The sequence below is a fragment of the Acinetobacter sp. XS-4 genome (assembly GCF_023920705.1).
In the GTDB taxonomy this organism is placed as follows: Bacteria; Pseudomonadota; Gammaproteobacteria; order Pseudomonadales; family Moraxellaceae; genus Acinetobacter.
Map to the genome: position 1 here is coordinate 61981 of NZ_CP094657.1, position 21746 is coordinate 83726.

Annotated in this window: 21 protein-coding genes; 10 read left to right on the plus strand and 11 right to left on the minus strand. The window is 39.6% G+C overall.

Translation table 11 applies throughout. The features are described 5' to 3' along the window. From MMY79_RS00280 to dapA, 5 genes are all read right to left on the minus strand, one after another. The gene (locus MMY79_RS00280) at positions 1-837 is read right to left on the minus strand and encodes a formate/nitrite transporter family protein (protein WP_252611149.1); all 837 of its coding nucleotides are present in this window, start codon (positions 835-837) and stop codon (positions 1-3) included. Positions 838-1000: 163 nt separating this feature from the next. Beyond that, positions 1001-1204, minus strand: a complete 204-nt coding sequence (locus MMY79_RS00285) for a hypothetical protein (RefSeq protein ID WP_252611151.1) — start codon at positions 1202-1204, stop codon at positions 1001-1003. A 190-nt stretch (positions 1205-1394) separates the two neighbouring features. Next, on the minus strand, positions 1395-2114 hold the full coding sequence (purC, locus tag MMY79_RS00290) for a phosphoribosylaminoimidazolesuccinocarboxamide synthase (protein ID WP_016139778.1): 720 nt from the start codon (positions 2112-2114) through the stop codon (positions 1395-1397). A gap of 35 nt (positions 2115-2149) precedes the next feature. Continuing rightward, positions 2150-2755 (minus strand): lipoprotein-34 precursor (NlpB), encoded by a 606-nt coding sequence (locus MMY79_RS00295; protein ID WP_252613393.1) that lies wholly within the window; start codon positions 2753-2755, stop codon positions 2150-2152. A 15-nt stretch (positions 2756-2770) separates the two neighbouring features. Beyond that, positions 2771-3664, minus strand: a complete 894-nt coding sequence (dapA, locus tag MMY79_RS00300) for a 4-hydroxy-tetrahydrodipicolinate synthase (RefSeq protein WP_252611153.1) — start codon at positions 3662-3664, stop codon at positions 2771-2773. A 329-nt stretch (positions 3665-3993) separates the two neighbouring features. Here dapA and pncA point away from each other — a divergent pair, with 329 nt between their 5' ends. Together pncA and MMY79_RS00310 are read left to right on the plus strand one after the other, a co-directional pair. Continuing rightward, complete coding sequence (gene pncA, locus MMY79_RS00305; RefSeq protein ID WP_252611156.1) at positions 3994-4638, plus strand: bifunctional nicotinamidase/pyrazinamidase; 645 nt, start codon at positions 3994-3996, stop codon at positions 4636-4638. Positions 4639-4678: 40 nt separating this feature from the next. Further along, positions 4679-5641: a bile acid:sodium symporter family protein gene (locus MMY79_RS00310; protein WP_252611157.1), complete on the plus strand. Its 963-nt coding sequence runs from the start codon at positions 4679-4681 to the stop codon at positions 5639-5641. A 4-nt stretch (positions 5642-5645) separates the two neighbouring features. Here the strand turns inward: MMY79_RS00310 and MMY79_RS00315 are convergent, their stop codons facing one another. Then, positions 5646-6116: a DUF523 domain-containing protein gene (locus MMY79_RS00315; protein WP_252611159.1), complete on the minus strand. Its 471-nt coding sequence runs from the start codon at positions 6114-6116 to the stop codon at positions 5646-5648. Positions 6117-6645: 529 nt separating this feature from the next. Between MMY79_RS00315 and hppD the strand changes: the two genes are divergently transcribed. Continuing rightward, positions 6646-7701, plus strand: coding sequence for a 4-hydroxyphenylpyruvate dioxygenase (hppD, locus tag MMY79_RS00320; RefSeq protein ID WP_252611161.1), 1056 nt, complete (start codon positions 6646-6648; stop codon positions 7699-7701). Positions 7702-7767: 66 nt separating this feature from the next. Here hppD and MMY79_RS00325 read toward each other — a convergent pair whose 3' ends face one another. From MMY79_RS00325 to fahA, 4 genes are all read right to left on the minus strand, one after another. Further along, the gene (locus tag MMY79_RS00325) at positions 7768-8547 is read right to left on the minus strand and encodes an IclR family transcriptional regulator (protein WP_252611164.1); all 780 of its coding nucleotides are present in this window, start codon (positions 8545-8547) and stop codon (positions 7768-7770) included. 293 nt (positions 8548-8840) lie between these two features. Then, complete coding sequence (locus MMY79_RS00330; RefSeq protein ID WP_252611166.1) at positions 8841-9389, minus strand: VOC family protein; 549 nt, start codon at positions 9387-9389, stop codon at positions 8841-8843. Between the two features lie 17 nt (positions 9390-9406). Beyond that, positions 9407-10039, minus strand: coding sequence for a maleylacetoacetate isomerase (gene maiA, locus MMY79_RS00335; RefSeq protein WP_252611167.1), 633 nt, complete (start codon positions 10037-10039; stop codon positions 9407-9409). Then, positions 10026-11333, minus strand: coding sequence for a fumarylacetoacetase (gene fahA, locus MMY79_RS00340; RefSeq protein ID WP_252611169.1), 1308 nt, complete (start codon positions 11331-11333; stop codon positions 10026-10028). The genes maiA and fahA overlap by 14 nt, the downstream gene beginning before the upstream one ends. 357 nt (positions 11334-11690) lie before the next feature. Between fahA and MMY79_RS00345 the strand changes: the two genes are divergently transcribed. The 3 genes from MMY79_RS00345 (at position 11691) to zigA (ending at position 15338) form a co-directional block, all read left to right on the plus strand. After that, complete coding sequence (locus tag MMY79_RS00345) at positions 11691-13079, plus strand: amino acid permease (protein WP_252611171.1); 1389 nt, start codon at positions 11691-11693, stop codon at positions 13077-13079. Between the two features lie 164 nt (positions 13080-13243). After that, positions 13244-13924, plus strand: coding sequence for a D-Ala-D-Ala carboxypeptidase family metallohydrolase (locus MMY79_RS00350; protein WP_252611173.1), 681 nt, complete (start codon positions 13244-13246; stop codon positions 13922-13924). A gap of 148 nt (positions 13925-14072) precedes the next feature. After that, complete coding sequence (gene zigA, locus MMY79_RS00355) at positions 14073-15338, plus strand: zinc metallochaperone GTPase ZigA (protein ID WP_252611175.1); 1266 nt, start codon at positions 14073-14075, stop codon at positions 15336-15338. Between the two features lie 33 nt (positions 15339-15371). Here the strand turns inward: zigA and MMY79_RS00360 are convergent, their stop codons facing one another. Continuing rightward, positions 15372-16484: an acyltransferase gene (locus tag MMY79_RS00360; RefSeq protein ID WP_252611177.1), complete on the minus strand. Its 1113-nt coding sequence runs from the start codon at positions 16482-16484 to the stop codon at positions 15372-15374. A 354-nt stretch (positions 16485-16838) separates the two neighbouring features. Here MMY79_RS00360 and hutC point away from each other — a divergent pair, with 354 nt between their 5' ends. The 4 genes from hutC to hutH all read left to right on the plus strand — a co-directional run bounded on the left by hutC (position 16839) and on the right by hutH (position 21716). Next, positions 16839-17591: a histidine utilization repressor gene (gene hutC, locus MMY79_RS00365; protein ID WP_252611179.1), complete on the plus strand. Its 753-nt coding sequence runs from the start codon at positions 16839-16841 to the stop codon at positions 17589-17591. Then, entirely contained in the window at positions 17588-18163 is a 576-nt protein-coding gene (locus MMY79_RS00370) for a HutD family protein (RefSeq protein ID WP_252611181.1), read from the plus strand. Before hutC ends, MMY79_RS00370 begins: the two co-directional genes overlap by 4 nt. Positions 18164-18422: 259 nt before the next feature. Continuing rightward, a complete protein-coding gene (hutU, locus tag MMY79_RS00375) occupies positions 18423-20090 on the plus strand; it encodes a urocanate hydratase (protein WP_081399456.1) in 1668 nt (555 codons plus the stop codon). Between the two features lie 87 nt (positions 20091-20177). After that, complete coding sequence (gene hutH, locus MMY79_RS00380) at positions 20178-21716, plus strand: histidine ammonia-lyase (protein WP_252611183.1); 1539 nt, start codon at positions 20178-20180, stop codon at positions 21714-21716. The last annotated feature ends 30 nt before the right edge of the window (positions 21717-21746 follow it).

Sequence of the window (21746 nt, forward strand, 5' to 3'; positions counted from 1 at the left end):
CTATTCCAGTTCTTCAGTCACCTGACCATAAATCAGCAGAGTAAACACGCCTGTACCCCCAATAATATTGCCAATGGTGGTTGGAACAAGGAAAGTAAATAGATAGTCATTAATGGAAGCATCTCCTTGCCAGACGAGATAGGACATTTCTGTAGAACCCACCACTACATGGGTAAAGTCACCCAGTCCTATCAAATATGTCATGAAAAAGATGAGCAGGAACTTATTACTGACTGAAGGCAACATCCAGACCAAAGCTGCAATTAACAGCCCTGACATAATACCTTTGAGCATATTCTGGGTTGCAGAAAAGGAACCGACATGATGAGCAAGTTCATCTAGCGCCTTGTCAATATCTGGAGTAAACAGGTGAGTAGTGAGGAAAAATAAACTCGCCAAAGCTGTTCCAATGATATTACATAGAATCACAATCCCCCATAAGCGGCCCACTGCTCGTAATTTATCGAAGGTAAAGGGTTTGAATAAAGGCACAACAGTGGTGATGGTATTCTCGGTAAAGAGCTGCATGTGACCCAAAATAGCGATTAGGAACCCAATGGTATAACCGATATTGGTGATTAAATCGGTCCAGATCGCATCAGTTGGGAGATAAGAGGCAATAATCGCTTTAAATACAAATGAAAAACTGATAACTAAACCCGCAGCAATCCCTGAAAAGATCAGTGCAGCCGTTGGACGATCCAGCTCTTCGGCGCCATCACGGCGGATAATTTCATAGACCAAACGGGGTGACAGTTTTTCATGTTCTTCAACTGCCATTTTTTCACGCCAGCTTAAGGTTTTCTCGACCTTTTTTTCCTCTATTTCATGATCCATCAGATTTACTCCTCTCTGAATAAATAATTTATATTTCTTATTTTTATTTATTGATAAGGCAGTGCTCAGGATAAATCCAGTCGATTCCTAACAGCTTTATGTGTCTTTTTATAAATTGCATGAGGCTGAAAACGAGTACTTACAGTAAGGTAGAACAAGAATATTAAAGAAGTGTATAAGCTCTTAAAGTGCGGATGAGTGCCATGTAGTCGCCTTGAGAGGCCTTAGCAATAACAGATTCAACCTCTGCCTGACTCCAGCCTTGTTTTAAAGCGGAACTACTAAAGTTAGTTAATAAGACTAAAGGATTTTCACCAAAATGGACTGAATGATTCATTAATTTCTTTTCAAGCTTAGACATTTCCATCGTTTTATCCTAGTTTTGAAATTTAATTATTGTGAAGTGCTTAGTATTTTTTTAGATTTTAGTGTTTTAAATTGAGTTTGTGCAAGTACTAATTTATTTTAATAGACAAATCTGTCTACGCTATTTATTTTCTAAAGTACCTCATATAAAAAACCGGGCTTTAGCCCGGTTTTCCATGAAGTTTGAACGATTAGATAGCAGATAAATCTACGCCTAAACGAGCAGCAACTTCTTCATAAGCTTCAACAACACCGCCTAAACCTTGACGGAAACGGTCTTTGTCGAGTTTCTTCTTAGAGTCTTTGTCCCATAGACGGCAGCCGTCTGGAGAGAATTCGTCACCAAGCACGATACGGTCATGGAAAACACCGAATTCAAGCTTGAAGTCTACCAAGATCATGTTGCCTTCAGCAAATAATGCTTTTAATACATCGTTTACTTGGTAAGTTAACACTTTCATTTGCTCTAATTGTTCAGCAGTCGCCCAATCTAAAGCAATCGCTTGAGATTCGTTAACCATTGGGTCGCCTAAACCGTCATCTTTATAGAACAATTCAAATGTAGGAGGAGTTAACTCTTTACCTTCTTCTACACCTAAGCGACGGCATAGAGAACCAGCTGCGTAGTTACGAATTACACATTCAACTGGAATCATTTGAAGTTTTTTAACAAGCACTTCAGTTGGAGAAAGCAATTTTTCAAAATGCGTTTCAATACCCGCAGCAGCAAGTTTTTCCATAATGAAGGCGTTAAAAAGGTTGTTCACCTTGCCTTTACGATCTAGTTGTTCGATTTTTTCACCGTTGAACGCAGAGGCATCATCACGAAAGACTAAAATCAGATGGTCGGCATTGTCTGTTTCATATACAGATTTTGCTTTACCAGTATAGAGCAAGGTTTGTTTTAACATGAGGGAACCTTTTAAAAAAAATGCCTAGTAAACGACTAGGCTGGCCAATTTTGGTAAATCTGGTTTAACACTTCAGCAGCCACATCTGGGCTTGCAAAAGTGTTGTCTACATTAAATAGAGCAAGAGTATGACTTGAACCTACACCAGTAAGTTTAAGCACATAAGTATTGTCATTTACTTTAATCGTCGCCTGATTACTGCCTTGAGCGATGATGTTGTAATTTAAAGTACTTAATGTCGCTTTGGTGTATTGCCAGATCTCGGTCGTATTCCCATCAACTTTTAATAATGGGTTTTTATTACCGTCGGTCACAAGCTGAGGACGTCCAAGCGCAGTGGTCGTTTGAGCAGATGCATCTGCTGTTGCATTACCACCCTGTGTTTGTTCAGGACGTGGCAAAGCAAAACGGTTACCACGCTGGTTTTCAAACTTCGGCGCGTGCTCGATAGCGAGCTGGTCAACAGTTGGTGCAGGATACAAAGGTGTCGCTGGTCGTACAGTTGCGTCGGCAGGATACTCAAGCGGGGCAAGTTGCTTGGCATTTTTATAATCTAAAGAGTGATTATTAATTGCGAAGCGACCACAACCAGCTAAACTTAAGGCTGAAACTGCAAGGACTAAACCAAGACGTAATTGCATCATAAATTGCTCTTATTAAATAATTCCCGCATCTTTTAGGGCATTGCGGAGAGGTTCGCGATATTGCTCAGCGAGAGGAGTGAGTGGTAAACGAATACCAGTATCAATCAGTCCCATCTCATGTAGTGCCCATTTCACAGGAATTGGGTTTGATTCGCAAAATAGAATATTGTGTAAATTTGCAATCTTATTGTTAATCGTCTTCGCTTGTTGTTCATCTTTGGCAATTGCAACAGCACATACTTGACTCATTGCTTTAGGTGCAACATTTGCAGTAACCGAAATATTACCGTCTGCACCGAGAAGCATAAGTTCCCATGCAGTTTCGTCGTCACCAGAGTAGACAGCCATCTTACCGTTTAAAGCCTCGATTAAAGCTTTGCCACGAGGCACATCACCTGTCGCATCTTTAATACCAACAATATTAGGGATCTCTGCTAAACGTACAGCTGTATCGTTTGCAAGATCTACACCAGTACGGCCTGGTACGTTATAAAGAATAAGAGGTAGTTCTACGGCTTCAGCAATCGCTTTATAGTGTTGGAATAGGCCTTCTTGAGTTGGCTTGTTATAGTATGGCGTCACAAGTAAAGCTGCATCTGCGCCAAGATCTTTCGCAGCTTTAGTTAATTCGATTGCTTCACGGGTTGAGTTTGCACCAGTACCGGCAATAATTGGAATACGTTTATTGGCTACACGAATAATTTCTTTAATAACCTGTGTGTGCTCTTCCATGCTCAATGTTGAGGCTTCGCCGGTTGTACCGACGGCTACAATACTGTTTGTACCTTGTTCTATGTGCCACTCAACCAGCTTCTCAAGACCCTTCCAATCTACACCGCCGTCTTTCAACATAGGTGTGACGATTGCGACGATTGAGCCTTGAATGGTCTGTGCTTGCTGAGTCATTTTTAAAAATATCCTATTTATCCATCCGAATCTGAGGTAAGAAAAACAAAATGTGGGATGGTTGCAGTATTTTGATTGTCCAGTTCTAACAATAACAGATTGTTGAATGACAATTATGCAAATTATGACTGATCAGACGCATAAGAACAATATGCCTAACGGATAATCGCGATGTAAACTTGAGGAAAAGATAGGATGTGTTGGTATTGCAGGGGTGAGAAGGGTCAGTAAATATAACAATACAGCTTGATTCAACTGAGCCCTACTTAATATGGGCTCTTTTTATGGCAAGATAGAATGCAATTTTCCCGGTTGGGATTGAAGATGACATGAATATGAATAAACAACCACAAAATGCGGCTTTAATCGTAGTTGATGTACAAAATGGTTTTACACCGGGTGGAAATTTAGCAGTTGTCGATGCCGATACAATTATTCCAACGATTAACCAACTTGCTGATTGTTTTGAAAATGTTGTTCTGACACAAGATTGGCATCCCGATAATCATATCTCTTTTGCACAAAACCATTCGGGCAAGCAGCCATTTGAAACCATTGAACTCGACTATGGACCGCAAGTGCTCTGGCCTAAGCATTGCGTACAAGGGACTCAAGATGCCGAGTTTCATCCAAATTTAAATATTCCAACTGCTCAACTCATTATTCGAAAAGGCTTTCATGCTCATATTGATAGTTACTCTGCTTTTATGGAGGCAGATCACATCACAATGACGGGTTTAACGGGTTACTTAAAAGAGCGTGGCATTGATACGGTCTATGTAGTCGGAATTGCGACAGACTTTTGCGTGGCATGGACTGCTTTAGATGCAATGAAGCAAGGTTTTAAAACTTTAGTGGTTGAAGATGCTTGCAAAGGTATTGATCTGAATGGTTCATTAGAACACGCGTGGCAAACCATGCAGCAACAAGGAGTTGTCCGTATTCAATCGATTGATCTGTTGAGTGGGTGCTAATTCTGTTGGTCTAGTATTTTAATTTTTAGGGATAGAAAGTATGTCTGCATTACTGCGCTTTACCCAATTTATTCAAAAAACTTTTGCTCTATGGGTGATTGTTTTTGCAGCACTAGCGCTATGGCAGCCTGAGTTTTTTGTTTGGCTTAAAGCTTATATTCCATGGATCTTGGGCATTATTATGCTTGGTATGGGAATGACCATGACCATAGACGACTTTAAAGGGGTATTACAAAGTCCGAAAGCTGTGTTGATTGGGGTGGTGGCACAGTTTGTGGTGATGCCCGGTTTAGCATATGTTCTATGTAAATTATTTAATTTACCTCCTGAAATTGCTGTTGGAGTTATTTTGGTCGGCTGTTGCCCAGGTGGAACTGCTTCAAATGTGATTACCTATATGGCTAAAGGCAATGTGGCTTTGTCGGTGGCTTGTACATCGGTATCTACGCTTTTAGCGCCAGTGTTGACACCTGCGATTTTCTATTTGCTTGCCAGCCAATGGTTAAAAATTGATGCAGCTTCGATGTTTATTTCGATTTTGCAGGTAGTGCTACTGCCTATTGTCGTTGGTCTAATTTTAAGAACATGGCTCAAGCGTCAGGTCGAGTCCTATATCCAGGTCATGCCTTTAGTTTCTGTTATTGCAATTGTAGCGATTGTGGCCGCTATTATTGGTGGGAGCAAAGCAGCCATTCTACAATCGGGCTTGCTCATTTTGGCTGTAGTGATATTGCATAATGGGTTTGGATATTTATTAGGTTTTGCAGCAGCGCGGTTCTTTAAATTGCCTTATGCGGACAGTAAAGCCATTGCTGTTGAGGTAGGGATGCAAAACTCAGGTTTAGGTGTTGCGCTCGCAGCAGTACATTTTGCGGCTTCCCCGATTACCGCAGTGCCAAGCGCGATTTTTAGCCTTTGGCACAATATTTCTGGGCCTGCACTTGCGACTTATTGGGCAAGTCGTATAGAGGTAGACAAACCCATTCAAGTAAAAGCTGACTAATTCACTAAAGAGGATGGGTTGCTAACCAATCTTTAATCTCATTTTCAGAAATCACCTTGAAACCATGGCGCTGTAGTAGTGCTGTGGTAATCCCAACTCCTACAATTTTCTCTCCTTGAAAAGTACCGTTATAAATTTTTTGACTACCACAAGAAGGGCTATTTTCCTTTAAGACCACACAGCTCGCTTTTATTTGCTGTGCAATTTCGAGAGTGCGGTAAGCGCCTTTTAAATATAAGTCTGTTACATCTAGACCAGATGAATCGGTAATTATAGCTTTGCCATCAAGCACATCTTGGCCTGTTCCTCCTACAACTTCTGCGGGTGAGCGTGGAGTGGTAAAGCCACCTAATAACTCTGGACACAATGCTTGGGCTTTTTTATTAACTACCAGTTGTTTAAGTAAAATATTTAGGCAAGATTGACCATCGTAACGGACGGGTTCACCAATTAAACATGCACTGATTAAAAGCATAGTTTTCCAAAATTAAAACAATTGAGGCTTATTGAATATAAAGAATCATAAACAGAATATGAAAGATGACAATTCATTTTAAAAATAGACAAATTAAAAGATTACCAAAATTATGTAATTCATAATCAAGTTATGTATTGCATAATTTAATTGTTTTTAGTAGCATCTAATTCAAGGTAAATGGCCATTGGAGATCCAACAAGGATGTTGGTCTCCATAAATCTATAAATGATTTTTAGGAAAAGACGATTTTTAAGGGTTTATTGAAAAATCTCAATCGTACTTTTAGATAAGAAAGGACAGTGTGTATGGAAAATAAACACCACATGGAACGGAAATTAATCATCAAAGGCTTCACGCTCATCATATCTTCGTTTTAATGATTCGTTTTTTTCTCATAGGATGCGTTGGGTTAAGGCATTTTGACGGTTCAAATACTCACCCAATGATTACGTATTCTATAGAGAAAGGAGCTGAGTTCATCAGCAATAGAGATAAACGGAACAGGTAATCACCAGAGGGAAACTAGATGGATATTTTAGAGAACCCATTAGAATTATGCGGTTTTGCATTTATTGAGTTTGTTTCAAAAGAAAATGAATTAGATCCAATTTTTGAAACAATCGGCTTTTCAAAAGTAGCCAAGCATAAATCGAAAGAAGCGTACTTATGGCGTCAAGGAAATATCAATATTATCCTGAATTATCAGCCAGAATCTTACGCTTCATTCTTCTTTAATGAACATGGTCCATCTGCTTGTGCGATGGGTTTCAAAACACGTGATGCAGCAAAAGCTTTCCAAAAAGCAGTAGAGCTTGGCGCTGAACCAATGTATTCAAAAGTTGGGCCAATGGAGCTTAACATTCCGGCAATTAAAGGTATTGGTGGCATGCCAATCTTCTTAGTTGACCGCGATATTTATGAAAATGACTTTGTCTTCTTTGATGATGCGAAAAGACATCCAGTAGGGGCAGGTTTAAAAGAGATTGACCATTTAACTCATAATGTCTACAAAGGCCGTATGGAGTATTGGGCAAACTTTTATGAAAAAATCTTTAACTTCCAAGAAATTCGCTACTTTGATATTAAAGGTGAATATACAGGCTTAACGTCTAAAGCATTAACAGCGCCAGACGGCATGATCCGTATTCCGTTAAATGAAGATTCGGACAAAGGAAACGGCCAAATTGCAGAGTTCCTTTCTGATTTTAATGGCGAAGGCATTCAACATATCGCGTTTATTTGTGATGACTTAATTTCGACTTGGGATAAGTTAAAGGGCCTCGGTCTGAAATTTATGACACCGCCGCCAAATACCTATTATGAAATGCTACCAGAACGTTTACCTGAGCATGGTGAACCGACTGATGAGTTAAAACAGCGTGGGATTTTGTTAGACGGCAATACTAAAGATGGTCAGAAGAAACTGTTATTGCAAATTTTCTCTGAAAATATGATTGGTCCAGTCTTCTTTGAATTTATTCAACGTAAAGATGATGACGGTTTTGGGGAAGGTAACTTCAAGGCGTTATTTGAGTCTATTGAACGTGACCAGATTCGCCGTGGTGTTTTAGAAACTAAATAAGCTGAGCTTTATTCCTGATCTAAAAAAACCAAGAGTTTGATCTCTTGGTTTTTTTATGGCTATTGATTAGCGGCTTTTAATATATTGATTGATGAGCTTTACTTCATTTTTTAAGATTTCAATCGTTTTACTGTGAGGGTCGACTGGTAAAAACATTTCGCTATCCAGGGCGACAATACAAAATTCAATGCTTTGATTTGAGTTAAACACAGGTAAACCCACCGCATTAATTCCTGTCAATAAATCACCTTTCGCTGCTGACATTTCTTGCTGGCGAATCGTTTCTTTAAGCTCTGTAAACGCTTGCCAGTTTTGTGGTGCAATGTGTAAACCAAGCTCTTGATGCTTTTGCCATTCTGTTTCCATTAAAGGGCGAACAAAATGCTCTGGAAGATATGAAGCAAATAAACGTCCCGCAGCAGAATTGACTAAAGGCATAATCGAGCCGACTTTAGTGACAATTGAAATAGGGTGGTTTGATTCAATGGACTGAACAACCACAGGACCTTTCGGTGACCATTTACTGATTTGTATGCCGCAACCAATTTTGTTTTGTAGGTCGTAAATTAAATGCTGTACCAGCTGTAGTGTGTCGCTATGCTGAACACAGTTGAGACCTAAGCGCCATGCCTGATCACCTAAAGCATATTGCCCATCATCAAGCTGTTTTGCATATTCCATGCGAATAAGACTGACCAGATAGCGATGCACTTTGGCAGGATGCATTTCTAGCTTGCTCGATAGATCTTTGAGAATAATAGGTTGATTGTGCTCTAAAAGGGCGTTTAGTACAGATAAACCGACTTCAAGTGATTGAACCCCCCCAGATACTTTTTCTTCAATCATTTAAATACCCTTAATAAATTTACTTCAGCTGTTAAACACTGACGATCAAAACATAAATTGAAATTGCTGCGTTTTACATCATGCCTGAGCCTAGTGAAAAATAGAAATCACCTTTTTCTATTAGCGAAATTGACATGTTTAATAATCAACAATTTTCTAAAATCACCATACTCTCATTTATAGCGCGATTTTCTAAAAATTAGCGGTTTTAAATAATATAAATCGGCATTGATATAGAACCGTTCATTCAAACAATTCTAATCAATGCCGACTTTTAATTTACTCTTTTAAAATTAGGTTCCTAACTCTGTTTCATGTAAGAAATGGGTGTGGTGCGGAGCACGTTTAGTTTTGCTCCATTCCTCAAGCATTTCGGCTTTCATTTCTTCAGTAATTTTTGCAATTTTTTCTTCAGCATGTACATCGTTATAAGTCAGTTCTAAACGGTGTCCATTTGGGTCGAAGAAGTAAATCGAATGGAAAATGCCATGGTTGGTTACGCCTAAAACTTTCACAGCGTTTTCTTCTAAATGTTGCTTCGCAGCCATCAAAGCATTTAAGTCTTCAACTTCAAAAGCAATATGTTGTACCCATTGAGGCGTATTTTCGTCTCGGCCCATGTCTGGTTGAGTTGGCAATTCAAAGAAAGCCAAAACGTTGCCTTGGCCTGCATCTAAGAATAAATGCATGTAAGGGTCGAAAGCTTTAGTTGACGGCACATGGTCTTCAGCAAAAGCTAAAATGAAGTCCATGTTGAGCATTTTTTTATACCACTCAACTGTTTCTTTCGCATCCTTACAGCGATATGCAACGTGATGTATTTTTTTAATGGCAAATGTCATATTAAAACTCCTTTTTACTATTCCCAATCTGGTTGTTGTTCTGGTGCCGCGTTATAGAAGGCTGGGATAGACAAACAATGGTGATAAATCGATTCAATTTTTGGAAACGCAGATAAATCAATCTTGAAGCGTTTCGCGTTGTAAACCTGTGGAATCAGACAGCAATCGGCAATTGTGGCTTGTTCTCCAAAGCAAAATTGTCCGTTTGAATCTTGAAGATGCTGTTCGAGATTTTGAAAGCCTTCAATAATCCAGTGCTGATACCAATAATTTTTTTGTTCGTCTGAAACGTTTAAATCATTTTTTAAATATTTCAGAACACGTAAGTTGTTTAACGGGTGAATATCGCAAGCGATTGCTTGGGAAAAAGCTCGGATTTTGGCTCTCTCTTGCACATCGCTTGGAAGTAATTTGGTTTCTGGATATTGCTCATCCAGATATTCCAAAATACTTAATGATTGAGACAAGGTTAAATCGCCATCAATTAAGGTCGGGACCAGAGCACTAGGGTTTAACTTTAAATAGTCTTCGCTTTGCTGTTCATTTTTTACCAGATGAACTGGAACAGTCTCATAAGCTAAACCTTTAATGTTTAGACCAATCCGTACTCTGTAGGCTGCAGAGCTACGAAAGTAACTATACAGCTTCATAGTCTGGCTCCGAAGTTTCTGCAAAATCGAACGTTAATGCAGGAAGAACCGTGTTTCGAACTTCACCAAAGCCAATTCGAATACCATTTTTTTCACAGTGGCCTTTCATGATGAGCGTATCGCCATCTTGCAAGAAACCACGAGTTTCACCATTCGCAAGTGTTAAAGGCTTGGTGGTGTTCCATGTAAGCTCAAGCAAGCTACCATATGAATCTGGTGTAGAACCTGAAATGGTACCCGAACCCATTAAGTCACCAACCTGAACGTTACAACCAGCAATCGTGTGATGAGTGAGCTGCTGAGACATAGACCAATACATATATTTAAAATTGGTTTTGCAGATTACGTCGCTTTGTGCAGATTTCGGGGTTTGAATTTCAACACTTAAATTAATGTCGTAACTATTGGCAACACTTTCTTGTAAATAAGCCAGTGGTTTTGGTTCTTGTTTCGGGCCTTCAACTTTAAATGGCTCAAGTGCTTCAAGCGTTACCACCCAAGGTGAAATCGAACTTGCAAAAGTTTTAGCATTAAATGGCCCGAGTGGAACATATTCCCATTGCTGAATATCACGTGCTGACCAGTCATTGAGTAATACCATTCCAAAAATATGGTCCCACGCATTTTCAATCGAGATTGGCTGGCCAAGCTGAGTCGGCTTACCAATAACAAATGCTGTTTCAAGTTCGAAATCGAGTTTACGCGATGCAGAAAAAACTGGGCGCTCTTCATTTGGAAGTTTAATTTGTCCAGACGGACGCACAACTTGAGTGCCACTGACTACAACAGAGCTAGCACGACCGTTATAACCAACAGGCAATTCAGTCCAGTTTGGCAGTAAGGCATTTTTTGGATCGCGGAACATGCAGCCCACATTGGTGGCATGTTCTTTAGAAGAATAGAAATCGGTATAACCAGGCACCTGAAGAGGTAAATGTAAAGTAACGCTGTCTTGCTTAACTAAAACTTCTTGGCGTAATGCTTCATTTTCTTGAAGTGTTAAATTTTCAACTGAAAGAAGAGACTGTAGTGTCTTACGAACTTTTGACCAATTGGCTTTGCCAGACTCGATAAATTTATTCAGTGTAGGCTGGTTAAAGTATGTGTCTTGTTCTGAAAGTTTTAAAATTCCGTGCTTTTCAAGAGCAGCGAGATTAATGACCCATTCACCAATTGCTACACCGACTTGACGCTCGCCATCAACTGTTTTGCTAAAAATACCATAAGGCAAATTATAAATAGTGAAATCTGATTGAGGTGAAACTTCAATAAAAGAGTTTAGTTTTTGTTCCATTTTCGCGTCCTTGTCTTTATCTCGGGTCTTATACAAATAAAAGTTCGGTCTAGGACTGAGCTACTCAATAAGTTTTTAATCTTTGCTTAGATCATCTTTTGTCTTATGAGTTTGATATAGACCGAGCACAACCAATTGCTTCATGGCTCTATAATACTGAATTCATAAAATTACGCAATACATAATTTAATTACACATTTCATAATAATTGTCATTTCTTGTATTTTCTGTTTTCATTCGCGGTCATGAGAAAAGTCACGCAATTATTTTTTCATGAATCTCTATGAAAGTTTGATCAATTTATGATATACGTAATTTATTGGAAAAAAATTACGTGACAAGGATGAGAATAATCATATGTCAGCACAAGAGCAAGGAAACCTGAAACATGGTTTGAGTAATCGGCACATCCAGCTTATTGCATTGGGTGGGGCGATTGGTACAGGGCTTTTTCTTGGTATATCACAATCGATTAAATTAGCAGGTCCATCGGTCATCCTTGGCTATGCAATTGCAGGATTTATTGCTTTTTTAATGATGCGTCAGCTTGGTGAAATGGTGGTTGAAGAGCCAGTAAGCGGGTCTTTTAGTCATTTTGCCTACAAATATTGGGGACCATTTGCTGGGTTCATGTCTGGATGGAATTACTGGGTACTCAATGTTCTGGTCTGCATGGCTGAATTAAGCGCAATTGGTCTTTATATTCAATATTGGTGGCCGCAAATTCCAACGTGGGCATCTGCTTTAACCTTCTTTGTCTTAATTAATGGCATTAATTTGCTACACGTTAAGTTTTTTGGCGAAATGGAATTTTGGTTTTCTATTGTCAAAATCTTGGCGATTTTAGGAATGATTGGTTTTGGTTCATATTTACTTGCAACTGGTACAGCAGGTCCACAAGCAAGCATTTCGAACCTTTGGGCACTTGGCGGTTTCTTCCCATTTGGTGTTGAAGGCTTAGTCATGGCAATGGCGGTCATTATTTTTGCTTTTGGTGGTATTGAGCTTTTTGGTATTACTGCGGCTGAAGCACGTGACCCTGATAAAACTTTACCTAAAGCTGTAAATCAAATTATTTACCGTATTTTGATTTTCTATATCGCGACACTTTTTGTTTTATTCTCGCTATTCCCTTGGAACCAAATGGCACAAGGCGGTAGTCCGTTTGTGATGGTATTTGCTTCTTTAGATAGCCAAGGAATTGCAACGTTATTGAACTTTGTGATTTTGACTGCTGCGGTTTCAGTTTATAACGGTACGAGTTATTGCAGTAGCCGTATGTTATTGGGCCTTGCGCAACAAGGAAATGCACCAAAAGTATTTGCACGTATTAATAAACGCGGTATTCCAACCAATGCAGTGATCCTTTCTGCTGCGGTGACTATTTTATGTGTACTGTTAAATTATATTTTCCCTGAAAAAGCATTTGGTTTACTTATGATGCTTGTGGTTGCAGCTATTGTGATTAACTGGGTTGTAATTTCATGGACACATTTAAAATTCCGCAAATATATGCAGAGCCAAGGTCAAACCACTAAATTCCCAAGCTTTATGTACCCATTTAGCAACTATTTATGCATCGTGTTTATGTTGGGCATTTTAATTGTAATGTCTTTAACACCAGATATGCGTACTGCAGTCATGATGATTCCTGGTTGGATCTTATGTTTGATGGTAGCGTATCAATTTAAACGCCGAAAATTAAAGGCTGAGCAGTCTTTAACTGCTGTTAAAGCGGATATTTAATAAGATAGTAAGTTGTAGTTATCAAAAGGACGTATTTCATACGTCCTTTTTTATTTTTAAAATTTAGCAACAGAAATTAAAAGATTTTATCATTGTTATAATATAACATTTCTTCAATTTAATGATGAGCAGTTTTCCCCTTTGGGTGAAGATAGAGCATATTTATGAAGCGTTATTTAGGTTTACTTTTATTATCTCTCACAGCTTGTAGTACTCAAACTCCCAAACCCACAACTCCTTTGAACACTCAGACGTCCTTACCACAGCCTAAAAAAACAGTGGTTAGAATAAAACAACAACCCGAAGATTATGTTGCTTGGTTAGCATCATCAGATCACGGACAGTCTGTACAAGCTTATAAGCAGTTTCTTAAGCAAAAAGGGCTTGCCAATTTAGTTCCAGACCATGAGTTATTACGTTCGGCGCGCGACTGGCAAAAATGTGGAGTTGAGCCGTATGCGGTGCCACCAAGAGAGATTTGGTCCAATATCGTTCCGACACTCAGCATCTTAAAAGCATTAGTTGACGATGGGGTGGTTAACGATTTTGAAGTGACTTCGGTCTATCGGGCTTTATCTCTAAACCGCTGTGCTGGTGGTGCAGATGCTTCTCGACATGTCTTTAATGCAGCGCTTGATTTTCGAATTGGAGCAGAACAGCCTACAGATTTAGACCAGTTCAATATTCAACAAACCAAAACCAAACTTTGTCAGTTCTGGGAAACCAAGGGCCAAGCACTTAACATGGGGCTGGGTGTTTATGCTTCAGGACAAATCCATATTGATAGTCAAGGATTCCGTTCATGGGGACCTGACCATCACTATAGAACCTCGATTTGTCAGTAACTATAAAAGCAATTTTTTCAAAGACTAAATGACTTGGCTTAAATAAAACTGGAATAAAAACTTGATCAATAGTTATGTTATAACATAACATTATTGTGGTTTAGAAATAGATTACGCCTGTGATCTGGCCATATTTAAATGGCCAGCCATGATCAGTTTAAATATTATTCAAAGAGATCAAGCCATGCACACTGCAATCGCCAACTCATTTGCCAAGCTTCCCGTCACTGTTTTGTCTGGCTTTTTGGGTGCAGGAAAGACCACATTACTTAACCACATTTTAAATAATCGGGAAGGCCGCCGTATTGCTGTGATCGTAAATGACATGTCAGAGGTGAATATTGATGCGGCGTTAGTACGTGAAGGCGGGGCGGAGCTTTCAAGAACAGATGAAAAGCTGGTTGAAATGAGTAATGGCTGTATCTGTTGCACGCTAAGAGAAGATTTACTGGTTGAGGTTAAACGTTTAGCTGATGAAGGGCGCTTTGATCAATTGGTGATTGAGTCTACTGGCATTTCTGAACCGTTGCCTGTTGCAGAAACTTTTACTTTTGAAGATGAAGATGGAAACTCTCTCAATGAGTTTGCTCGACTCGATACCATGGTTACGGTAGTCGATGCTTTTAACTTTCTTAAAGATTACGGTTCAATTGACTCCCTGCAACAACGTGGTGAGTCCTTGGGTGAACAAGATGAGAGAACTGTGGTTGACCTTCTCATTGATCAAATCGAGTTTTGTGATGTAATCGTGTTGAATAAAATTGACCTGATTGATCAGGCCCAGCAACACCAGCTCATCGCAATTTTAAAAACTCTTAACCCGCGTGCTCGCATTGAAATTGCTCAATTTGGAAAGATTGCTTTAGATAAAATTTTAAATACTCAACTATTCGATTTTGATGAAGCCGCACAAGCACCGGGATGGTTAAAAGAGTTACGTGGTGAGCATACGCCAGAGACTGAAGAGTATGGAATCAGTAGCTTTGTTTACCGTGCCCGCCGACCGTTCTATCCAGAACGTTTTTATGATTTGGTACAGGCTGAATGGCCGGGTGTCGTCCGTTCTAAAGGCTTTTTCTGGTTGGCTGCTGAACCGACATTGGCTTATTCATGGTCACAAGCGGGCGCGATGGCGCGGCATGGTTTGGCAGGTTATTGGTGGGCCGCTGTTGCAGAAGAAGACTGGCCGAGTGACTTAGACAGCATCGAACAAATTAAAAAGGTTTGGGATGCTCAAACAGGTGATGCACGTCAGGAGCTGGTTTTAATTGGTATGCAAATGGATGAGCAAGCTTTAATACAATGCTTAGACCATTGTTTATTAAGTGATGAAGAAATGGCTTTAGGGCCACAAGCTTGGCAGAACTGGTCTAATCCTTTTAAACAAGAAGATGAAACCATGTTGATCGCTTAATTAAAAAAGCCCCTATTTTAAAGGGGCTTTTTTTTATGATTTATCTTTAATGAAAACCTTTCGAATGTAGCTGTTAAGCGGGGTGGAATAATATTTTTCAATTGCTGCGCTGATAATAAAGGTCAGAATCAGATAGCTAATTAAAAGTATAATTTTGATGCTAGCGTCGGTTTGAGCTGGAATAAAAGCAACTTTCATTAGACCCAGCACAACCAGATGAAACAAATAAGTTTCATAACTTCTTTGCCCTAACCAGACCATGATTTTTGTAAATAGACTATGCGCTTGCGTTCCGGAAGAATGTTGAAAACACAAAATCAGTAAACCAGTAGCAAGAGCAAATAAGCTAATACCCCAAGTACTCACTTCTTTAATTGGCGCATATAAATATAGAGTGGTCATACTCAAAATAATTAACCACGAAAGAGGTTTTTTATAGTGCCAATTTGGCTGATATTTATGAGAAAAAATCGCTGTTAAACAGCCAATTGTTATACCATCAAAACTCGAAAAATAATGATATAAATAGGCACCACTTTCTTCTCCAAAATGGAGAGATCTAAAATAAGGCCCGTATAAAATTACTCCAATCAGTACAGCAATAAAGACCTTATTACTACGCGTGAGTAGGCACAATAATGGAAAAACAAAGTAAAAAACTTCTTCTACAGAGAGCGACCACAACACACCTAAAGCGTAGTTGACCCAACCGAATTTAATAATCAGGATATTCATCCAGAAGGTTAAAGCCGCAAAAATTGTTAGCGGATAGGAAACCTCAATACCATTGGGTGCTTGGTTCATAAAGGGTTTTAAGTCAAATGCCCCAAGTATGCTTACACCTAAAATGAGTAAAACCAGACACGGTAAAATACGCGCTGCTCGTCGGATATAAAAATGCTTGAGGTTAATTGCGGAGAATTGTTTGTCTCTTTTTAAAGTGTGATGGGTAATTAAAAAACCCGAGATCACAAAAAACATGGTGACGCCATAATTTCCGTTTCTTGCGATGACTGTGCTAAATGCTTCACCTAAGAAATCAAAACCTAACCATGTATCTTTAAGTTTATAGGGAATATTAAAATGATGTAAAAGAACCAAAAGGATAGAGATTCCTCGAAGAATATCTATTTTATAATTACGCATTCGATGTGCTTCCAGTTTTATTAATATACTGTGTGGCAGAAGAATACTATCGATCAGTTATTTTAAATAAAAATTTTAAGCATCATTTCGTAAACCAGAAAAGGCTCTACATTTTTATATTCTTGAGTGAAGCACAGGGCTAGCAGAAATAACTATTAAATAAATATTAATAAAATACTAATATATTTGAATTTCTCTACATAAAACTTTAAATTAGCTCTTGTTGAGCTATGTTTATTTTTTAAACTTTTTAAAATCTATTTAATTCATAAATTAACATGTTGTATGTAGTTGTATATACATAGCATGTCAACTAAAATACCTTTTTGCCTGCTGCCTTTTTGAGTATTTGTTATGCCCAGAACATCAAAACAAGAACATACTGAGCTTTCGATTGAAGCTGATAGTCCCGTTCCTTTATATCAACGCGTAAAACAGCTGATTTCACAAAAGATTTATGAAGGCTCATGGGCTGTAAATAAAAAAATTCCTTCGGAAAGTGAGTTGGTCAATCAACTCGGCTGTAGCCGCATGACGGTAAATCGTGCGCTACGTGAGTTAACGACAGAGGGCCTACTTGTTCGAATTCAAGGTGTTGGCTCTTTCGTTGCCGAAGGACAGGGCCGTACTGCACTTTTTCAGATTAACAATATTGCTGAAGAGATTATTGCACGAAACCATAAGCATCATGCTGAAGTTTTAGTCTTAGAACAAATTTATGCAAATGCAGAACAAAGCGTGTTAATGCAGACTCGCGAAGGGCAAAGATTATTTCACTCGATTATTGTGCATTATGAAAATGATGTACCTGTTCAGGTCGAAGATCGTCTGGTTGATGCAGCACTTATTCCAGATTATCTACAACAAGATTTTAAAACGATTACCCCAAATGCTTATTTGATGGCAAAAGCACCTGTGTCAGAAGGTGAGCATATTGTCGAGGCAGTTTTAGCATCGCCGCAAGAGTGTAAGTGGTTAAAGATTACTAAAGCTGAACCGTGTTTACTGATCCGTCGCCGTACGTGGTCAAACAAACAACTCATTTCAAGTGCACGTTTGATTTATCCAGGTAGTCGCTATTATCTCGAAGGGAAATTTAACCCATGATTGAATTGATCAGGGCCGATCAATATACAAAAATGCTTTGGAAAAATGGTGCTGGCTTTACTTTAGAAATTGCTCGAAGCCAAGGTGAAGCTGATTTCGATTGGCGTATTTCGATGGCGGATGTGACAACTTCTGGGCCATTTTCGCTATTTCCCAATAAGCAGCGAATTATTAGCGTGCTTGATGGGAAAGGTATGGTGCTGCATGTCGATGATCTTCCTGCCAAAACGCTAAACCAAGGTGATATTTTCGCTTTCCATGGTGAGAGTCAGGTCCAAAGTGAACTGATAGATGGGGTAATTCGAGATCTAAATTTAATTTATGATCCTGCAAAATTTCATGCCCATTTTCAGAGAGTAGATGGTACAGAAGCACAGACCTTTTTAAGTTCGGCAGACCTGTTTTTTATTTTTAATAGTGGTTCCGAAACAGAAGTGGCCATTGAGGGCAAAACCTTTTTGCTTGCTGCTCATGAGACTTTAAAAATTGAGAGAACCGCTGCGATGACCTCAGTTCATTTCCCTCAAAATTGGGCAAAAAATTGTTATGTTATTGAGTTAATTCAACGTTAAAACTAAAAAAATTACTTTTTAAAAGCACATGTCTAGTGAAAAGATATGTGCTTTTTTTATGCGATAAATAAAAATAAATTATTTAAATTCATTTGCTTATTTAATTTTTTCAAAAAAATATCAGCAAGCCTCTTCACGCCGTAAAATATTTGTGTAGTATATGGATGTATATACAAGTTAATACATTACTATACAAATGCAGAAACAAGTGATGTTCTGCTGATGTAAGCTCAAAGGAAGGAGTCCGCCTGTGACAACAATGACAACAAAATTTCGTGATGTAGAAATTCGTGCGCCGCGCGGCACTGAATTGACGGCTAAAAGTTGGTTAACTGAAGCTCCATTACGTATGTTGATGAATAACCTTGATCCAGACGTTGCAGAAAACCCGAAAGAGTTGGTCGTATACGGTGGTATTGGCCGTGCAGCACGAAACTGGGAATGTTTCGACAAAATTGTAGATACTTTAAAAAATCTTGAAACTGATGAAACTTTATTAGTTCAATCAGGCAAACCAGTCGGTGTATTTAAAACTCATAAAGATGCACCACGCGTTTTAATTGCAAACTCAAACCTTGTACCGCACTGGGCAAACTGGGAACATTTCAACGAGTTAGACGCTAAAGCTTTGGCAATGTACGGTCAAATGACAGCAGGTTCTTGGATCTACATCGGTAGCCAAGGCATTGTACAAGGTACTTACGAAACTTTCGTTGAAGCTGGCCGCCAACATTACAATGGTGATTTAAACGGTCGTTGGGTTCTTACTGCTGGTTTAGGCGGTATGGGTGGTGCTCAGCCTTTAGCTGCAACACTTGCAGGTGCTTGTTCTTTAAACATTGAATGCCAACAAGCAAGTATCGATTTCCGTTTACGTACGCGTTATGTAGATGAACAAGCGACTGATTTAGATGATGCTTTAGCGCGTATTGATCGTTACACGAAAGAAGGTAAGGTTATTTCAATTGCACTTCATGGCAATGCTGCAGAGATTTTACCTGAGCTTGTTCGCCGTGGTGTACGTCCTGACATGGTAACTGACCAAACAAGTGCCCACGATCCACTCAATGGCTACCTACCAGTAGGCTGGACTTGGGATGAATACCGTGAACGTGCGAAAACTGAACCAGAAGCTGTTGTAAAAGCTGCAAAACAGTCGATGGCAAAACACGTACAAGCGATGCTCGATTTCCAAAAAATGGGTGTTCCAACATTTGACTACGGTAATAACATCCGTCAAATGGCGAAAGAAGAAGGTGTAGAAAACGCTTTTGATTTCCCTGGCTTCGTACCTGCTTATATCCGTCCATTGTTCTGCCGTGGTATTGGTCCATTCCGTTGGGCAGCGCTTTCTGGTGACCCAGAAGACATTTATAAAACAGATGCCAAAGTTAAAGAATTAATTCCTGATGATGAACATTTACACCACTGGTTAGACATGGCACGTGAACGCATTAGCTTCCAAGGCTTACCAGCGCGTATTTGCTGGGTTGGTCTAGGCTTACGTGCAAAACTTGGTTTGGCATTTAACGAAATGGTTCGTAGTGGTGAATTATCAGCTCCAGTTGTGATTGGTCGTGACCACTTAGACTCAGGTTCAGTTGCGAGTCCAAACCGTGAAACTGAAGCAATGCAAGATGGATCAGATGCAGTATCAGACTGGCCTTTATTAAATGCATTGCTCAATACAGCGGGCGGCGCAACTTGGGTATCTCTACACCATGGTGGCGGTGTAGGTATGGGCTTCTCTCAACACTCAGGCGTTGTGATTGTGTGTGACGGTACAGATGAAGCTGCTGCACGTATTGCTCGTGTACTGACCAATGACCCTGCAACAGGTGTTATGCGTCATGCCGATGCCGGTTATGAAATTGCGATTAACTGTGCGAAAGAGCAAGGCTTAAACTTGCCAATGATCACTCAATAAAAATACATGGAAGAACTGGCGGTGCTTTTTGCAATTGTGAAAAGCGCTGTCTCAGCAGAATATAGTGCAAAAAATTAGGAAGCCAACATGGAATTACTGATCCAACCGGGAAAATTAACCTTAGCTGATTTACGTCAAGCTTACCTCAACCCGATTAAAGTTAAATTAGATGAAAGTGCTTCAGCTGCAATCAACGCAAGCGTGGCTTGTGTAGAACAGATTGTAAATGAAGGGCGTACAGCTTACGGCATTAACACAGGTTTTGGTTTACTTGCTTCAACCAAGATTGCTCCTGAAGATTTAGAACAATTACAGCGTTCGTTAGTTCTTTCGCATGCAGCAGGTGTAGGTGAAGCACTTGATGATGCAATGGTTCGTTTAATTATTTTATTGAAAGCAAATAGCTTGGCACGTGGCTTCTCAGGTATTCGCCGTAAAGTGATTGATGCTTTGTTGGCTTTAATTAATGCTGAAGTTTATCCGCATATTCCTCTTAAAGGTTCAGTAGGCGCTTCAGGTGACTTGGCACCACTTGCACACATGTCATTGATTTTACTTGGTGAAAGTAAAGCTCGCTACAAAGGTGAATGGTTACCAGCAGTTGAAGCTTTAAAAATTGCAGGCTTAGAACCAATTTCTTTAGCAGCGAAAGAAGGCTTGGCACTTTTAAATGGTACACAAGTTTCGACTGCTTATGCTTTACGTGGTTTGTTTGAAGCTGAAGATTTATTTGCTGCTGCGACAGTTTGTGGTGGCTTAAGTGTTGAAGCAATGCTGGGTTCACGTTCACCTTTTGATGCTCGTATTCATGAAGTACGTGGTCAACGTGGTCAAATTGATGTGGCGGCGGCTTATCGTGACTTATTGACTGATTCGAGTGAAATTGCACATTCACACGAAGACTGTAGCAAAGTTCAAGATCCGTATTCTTTACGTTGCCAACCACAGGTGATGGGTGCATGTTTAACCCAAATCCGTCAGGCTGCTGAAGTTTTAGAAATTGAAGCAAATGCTGTATCTGATAACCCGCTTGTTTTTGCAGAACAAGGTGATGTGATTTCTGGTGGTAACTTCCATGCAGAACCTGTAGCAATGGCAGCAGATAATTTAGCATTGGCAATTGCAGAAATTGGTTCACTTTCAGAACGTCGTATTTCGATGATGATGGACCGCCATATGTCACAGCTTCCACCGTTCTTGGTTGCAAATGGTGGCGTGAACTCAGGTTTCATGATTGCTCAAGTTACAGCAGCAGCTCTTGCGAGTGATAACAAAGCACTTGCACATCCGGCGAGTGTTGATAGTTTGCCAACTTCAGCGAATCAGGAAGACCATGTATCAATGGCTCCGAATGCGGGCAAACGACTTTGGTATATGGCTGATAACGTTCGTGGCATTTTAGCTGTCGAATGGTTAGGCGCTTGTCAGGGTCTAGACTTCCGTGAAGGCTTAAAAAGCTCGCCTAAACTTGAACAAGCTCGTAAAATCCTGCGCGATCAAGTTCCTTACTACAGTGAAGACCGTTTCTTTGCTCCTGATATTGAACAAGCAAGTGAATTACTTTCGAGTGGCTGTTTAAACAAGTTACTTATTCCAAAACTACTCCCTAGTTTATCTGAAGTGTGATTGATAAAACGGTCACATGGAGTGGCCGAA

Excerpts from the sequence above, each read along its gene's own strand:
- MMY79_RS00315 (WP_252611159.1), bottom strand. The coding sequence starts at position 6,116 with ATGCTTTTAATCAGTGCATGTTTAATTGGTGAACCCGTCCGTTACGAT.
- maiA (WP_252611167.1), bottom strand. The coding sequence starts at position 10,039 with ATGAAGCTGTATAGTTACTTTCGTAGCTCTGCAGCCTACAGAGTACGG.
- MMY79_RS00280 (WP_252611149.1), bottom strand. The coding sequence starts at position 837 with ATGGATCATGAAATAGAGGAAAAAAAGGTCGAGAAAACCTTAAGCTGG.
- hutC (WP_252611179.1), top strand. The coding sequence starts at position 16,839 with ATGCCCAGAACATCAAAACAAGAACATACTGAGCTTTCGATTGAAGCT.
- MMY79_RS00325 (WP_252611164.1), bottom strand. The coding sequence starts at position 8,547 with ATGATTGAAGAAAAAGTATCTGGGGGGGTTCAATCACTTGAAGTCGGT.
- pncA (WP_252611156.1), top strand. The coding sequence starts at position 3,994 with ATGAATATGAATAAACAACCACAAAATGCGGCTTTAATCGTAGTTGAT.
- hutH (WP_252611183.1), top strand. The coding sequence starts at position 20,178 with ATGGAATTACTGATCCAACCGGGAAAATTAACCTTAGCTGATTTACGT.
- MMY79_RS00330 (WP_252611166.1), bottom strand. The coding sequence starts at position 9,389 with ATGACATTTGCCATTAAAAAAATACATCACGTTGCATATCGCTGTAAG.
- MMY79_RS00295 (WP_252613393.1), bottom strand. The coding sequence starts at position 2,755 with ATGCAATTACGTCTTGGTTTAGTCCTTGCAGTTTCAGCCTTAAGTTTA.
- MMY79_RS00345 (WP_252611171.1), top strand. The coding sequence starts at position 11,691 with ATGTCAGCACAAGAGCAAGGAAACCTGAAACATGGTTTGAGTAATCGG.
- hutU (WP_081399456.1), top strand. The coding sequence starts at position 18,423 with ATGACAACAAAATTTCGTGATGTAGAAATTCGTGCGCCGCGCGGCACT.
- MMY79_RS00310 (WP_252611157.1), top strand. The coding sequence starts at position 4,679 with ATGTCTGCATTACTGCGCTTTACCCAATTTATTCAAAAAACTTTTGCT.
- hppD (WP_252611161.1), top strand. The coding sequence starts at position 6,646 with ATGGATATTTTAGAGAACCCATTAGAATTATGCGGTTTTGCATTTATT.
- MMY79_RS00360 (WP_252611177.1), bottom strand. The coding sequence starts at position 16,484 with ATGCGTAATTATAAAATAGATATTCTTCGAGGAATCTCTATCCTTTTG.
- zigA (WP_252611175.1), top strand. The coding sequence starts at position 14,073 with ATGATCAGTTTAAATATTATTCAAAGAGATCAAGCCATGCACACTGCA.
- fahA (WP_252611169.1), bottom strand. The coding sequence starts at position 11,333 with ATGGAACAAAAACTAAACTCTTTTATTGAAGTTTCACCTCAATCAGAT.
- MMY79_RS00350 (WP_252611173.1), top strand. The coding sequence starts at position 13,244 with ATGAAGCGTTATTTAGGTTTACTTTTATTATCTCTCACAGCTTGTAGT.
- dapA (WP_252611153.1), bottom strand. The coding sequence starts at position 3,664 with ATGACTCAGCAAGCACAGACCATTCAAGGCTCAATCGTCGCAATCGTC.
- MMY79_RS00285 (WP_252611151.1), bottom strand. The coding sequence starts at position 1,204 with ATGGAAATGTCTAAGCTTGAAAAGAAATTAATGAATCATTCAGTCCAT.
- purC (WP_016139778.1), bottom strand. The coding sequence starts at position 2,114 with ATGTTAAAACAAACCTTGCTCTATACTGGTAAAGCAAAATCTGTATAT.
- MMY79_RS00370 (WP_252611181.1), top strand. The coding sequence starts at position 17,588 with ATGATTGAATTGATCAGGGCCGATCAATATACAAAAATGCTTTGGAAA.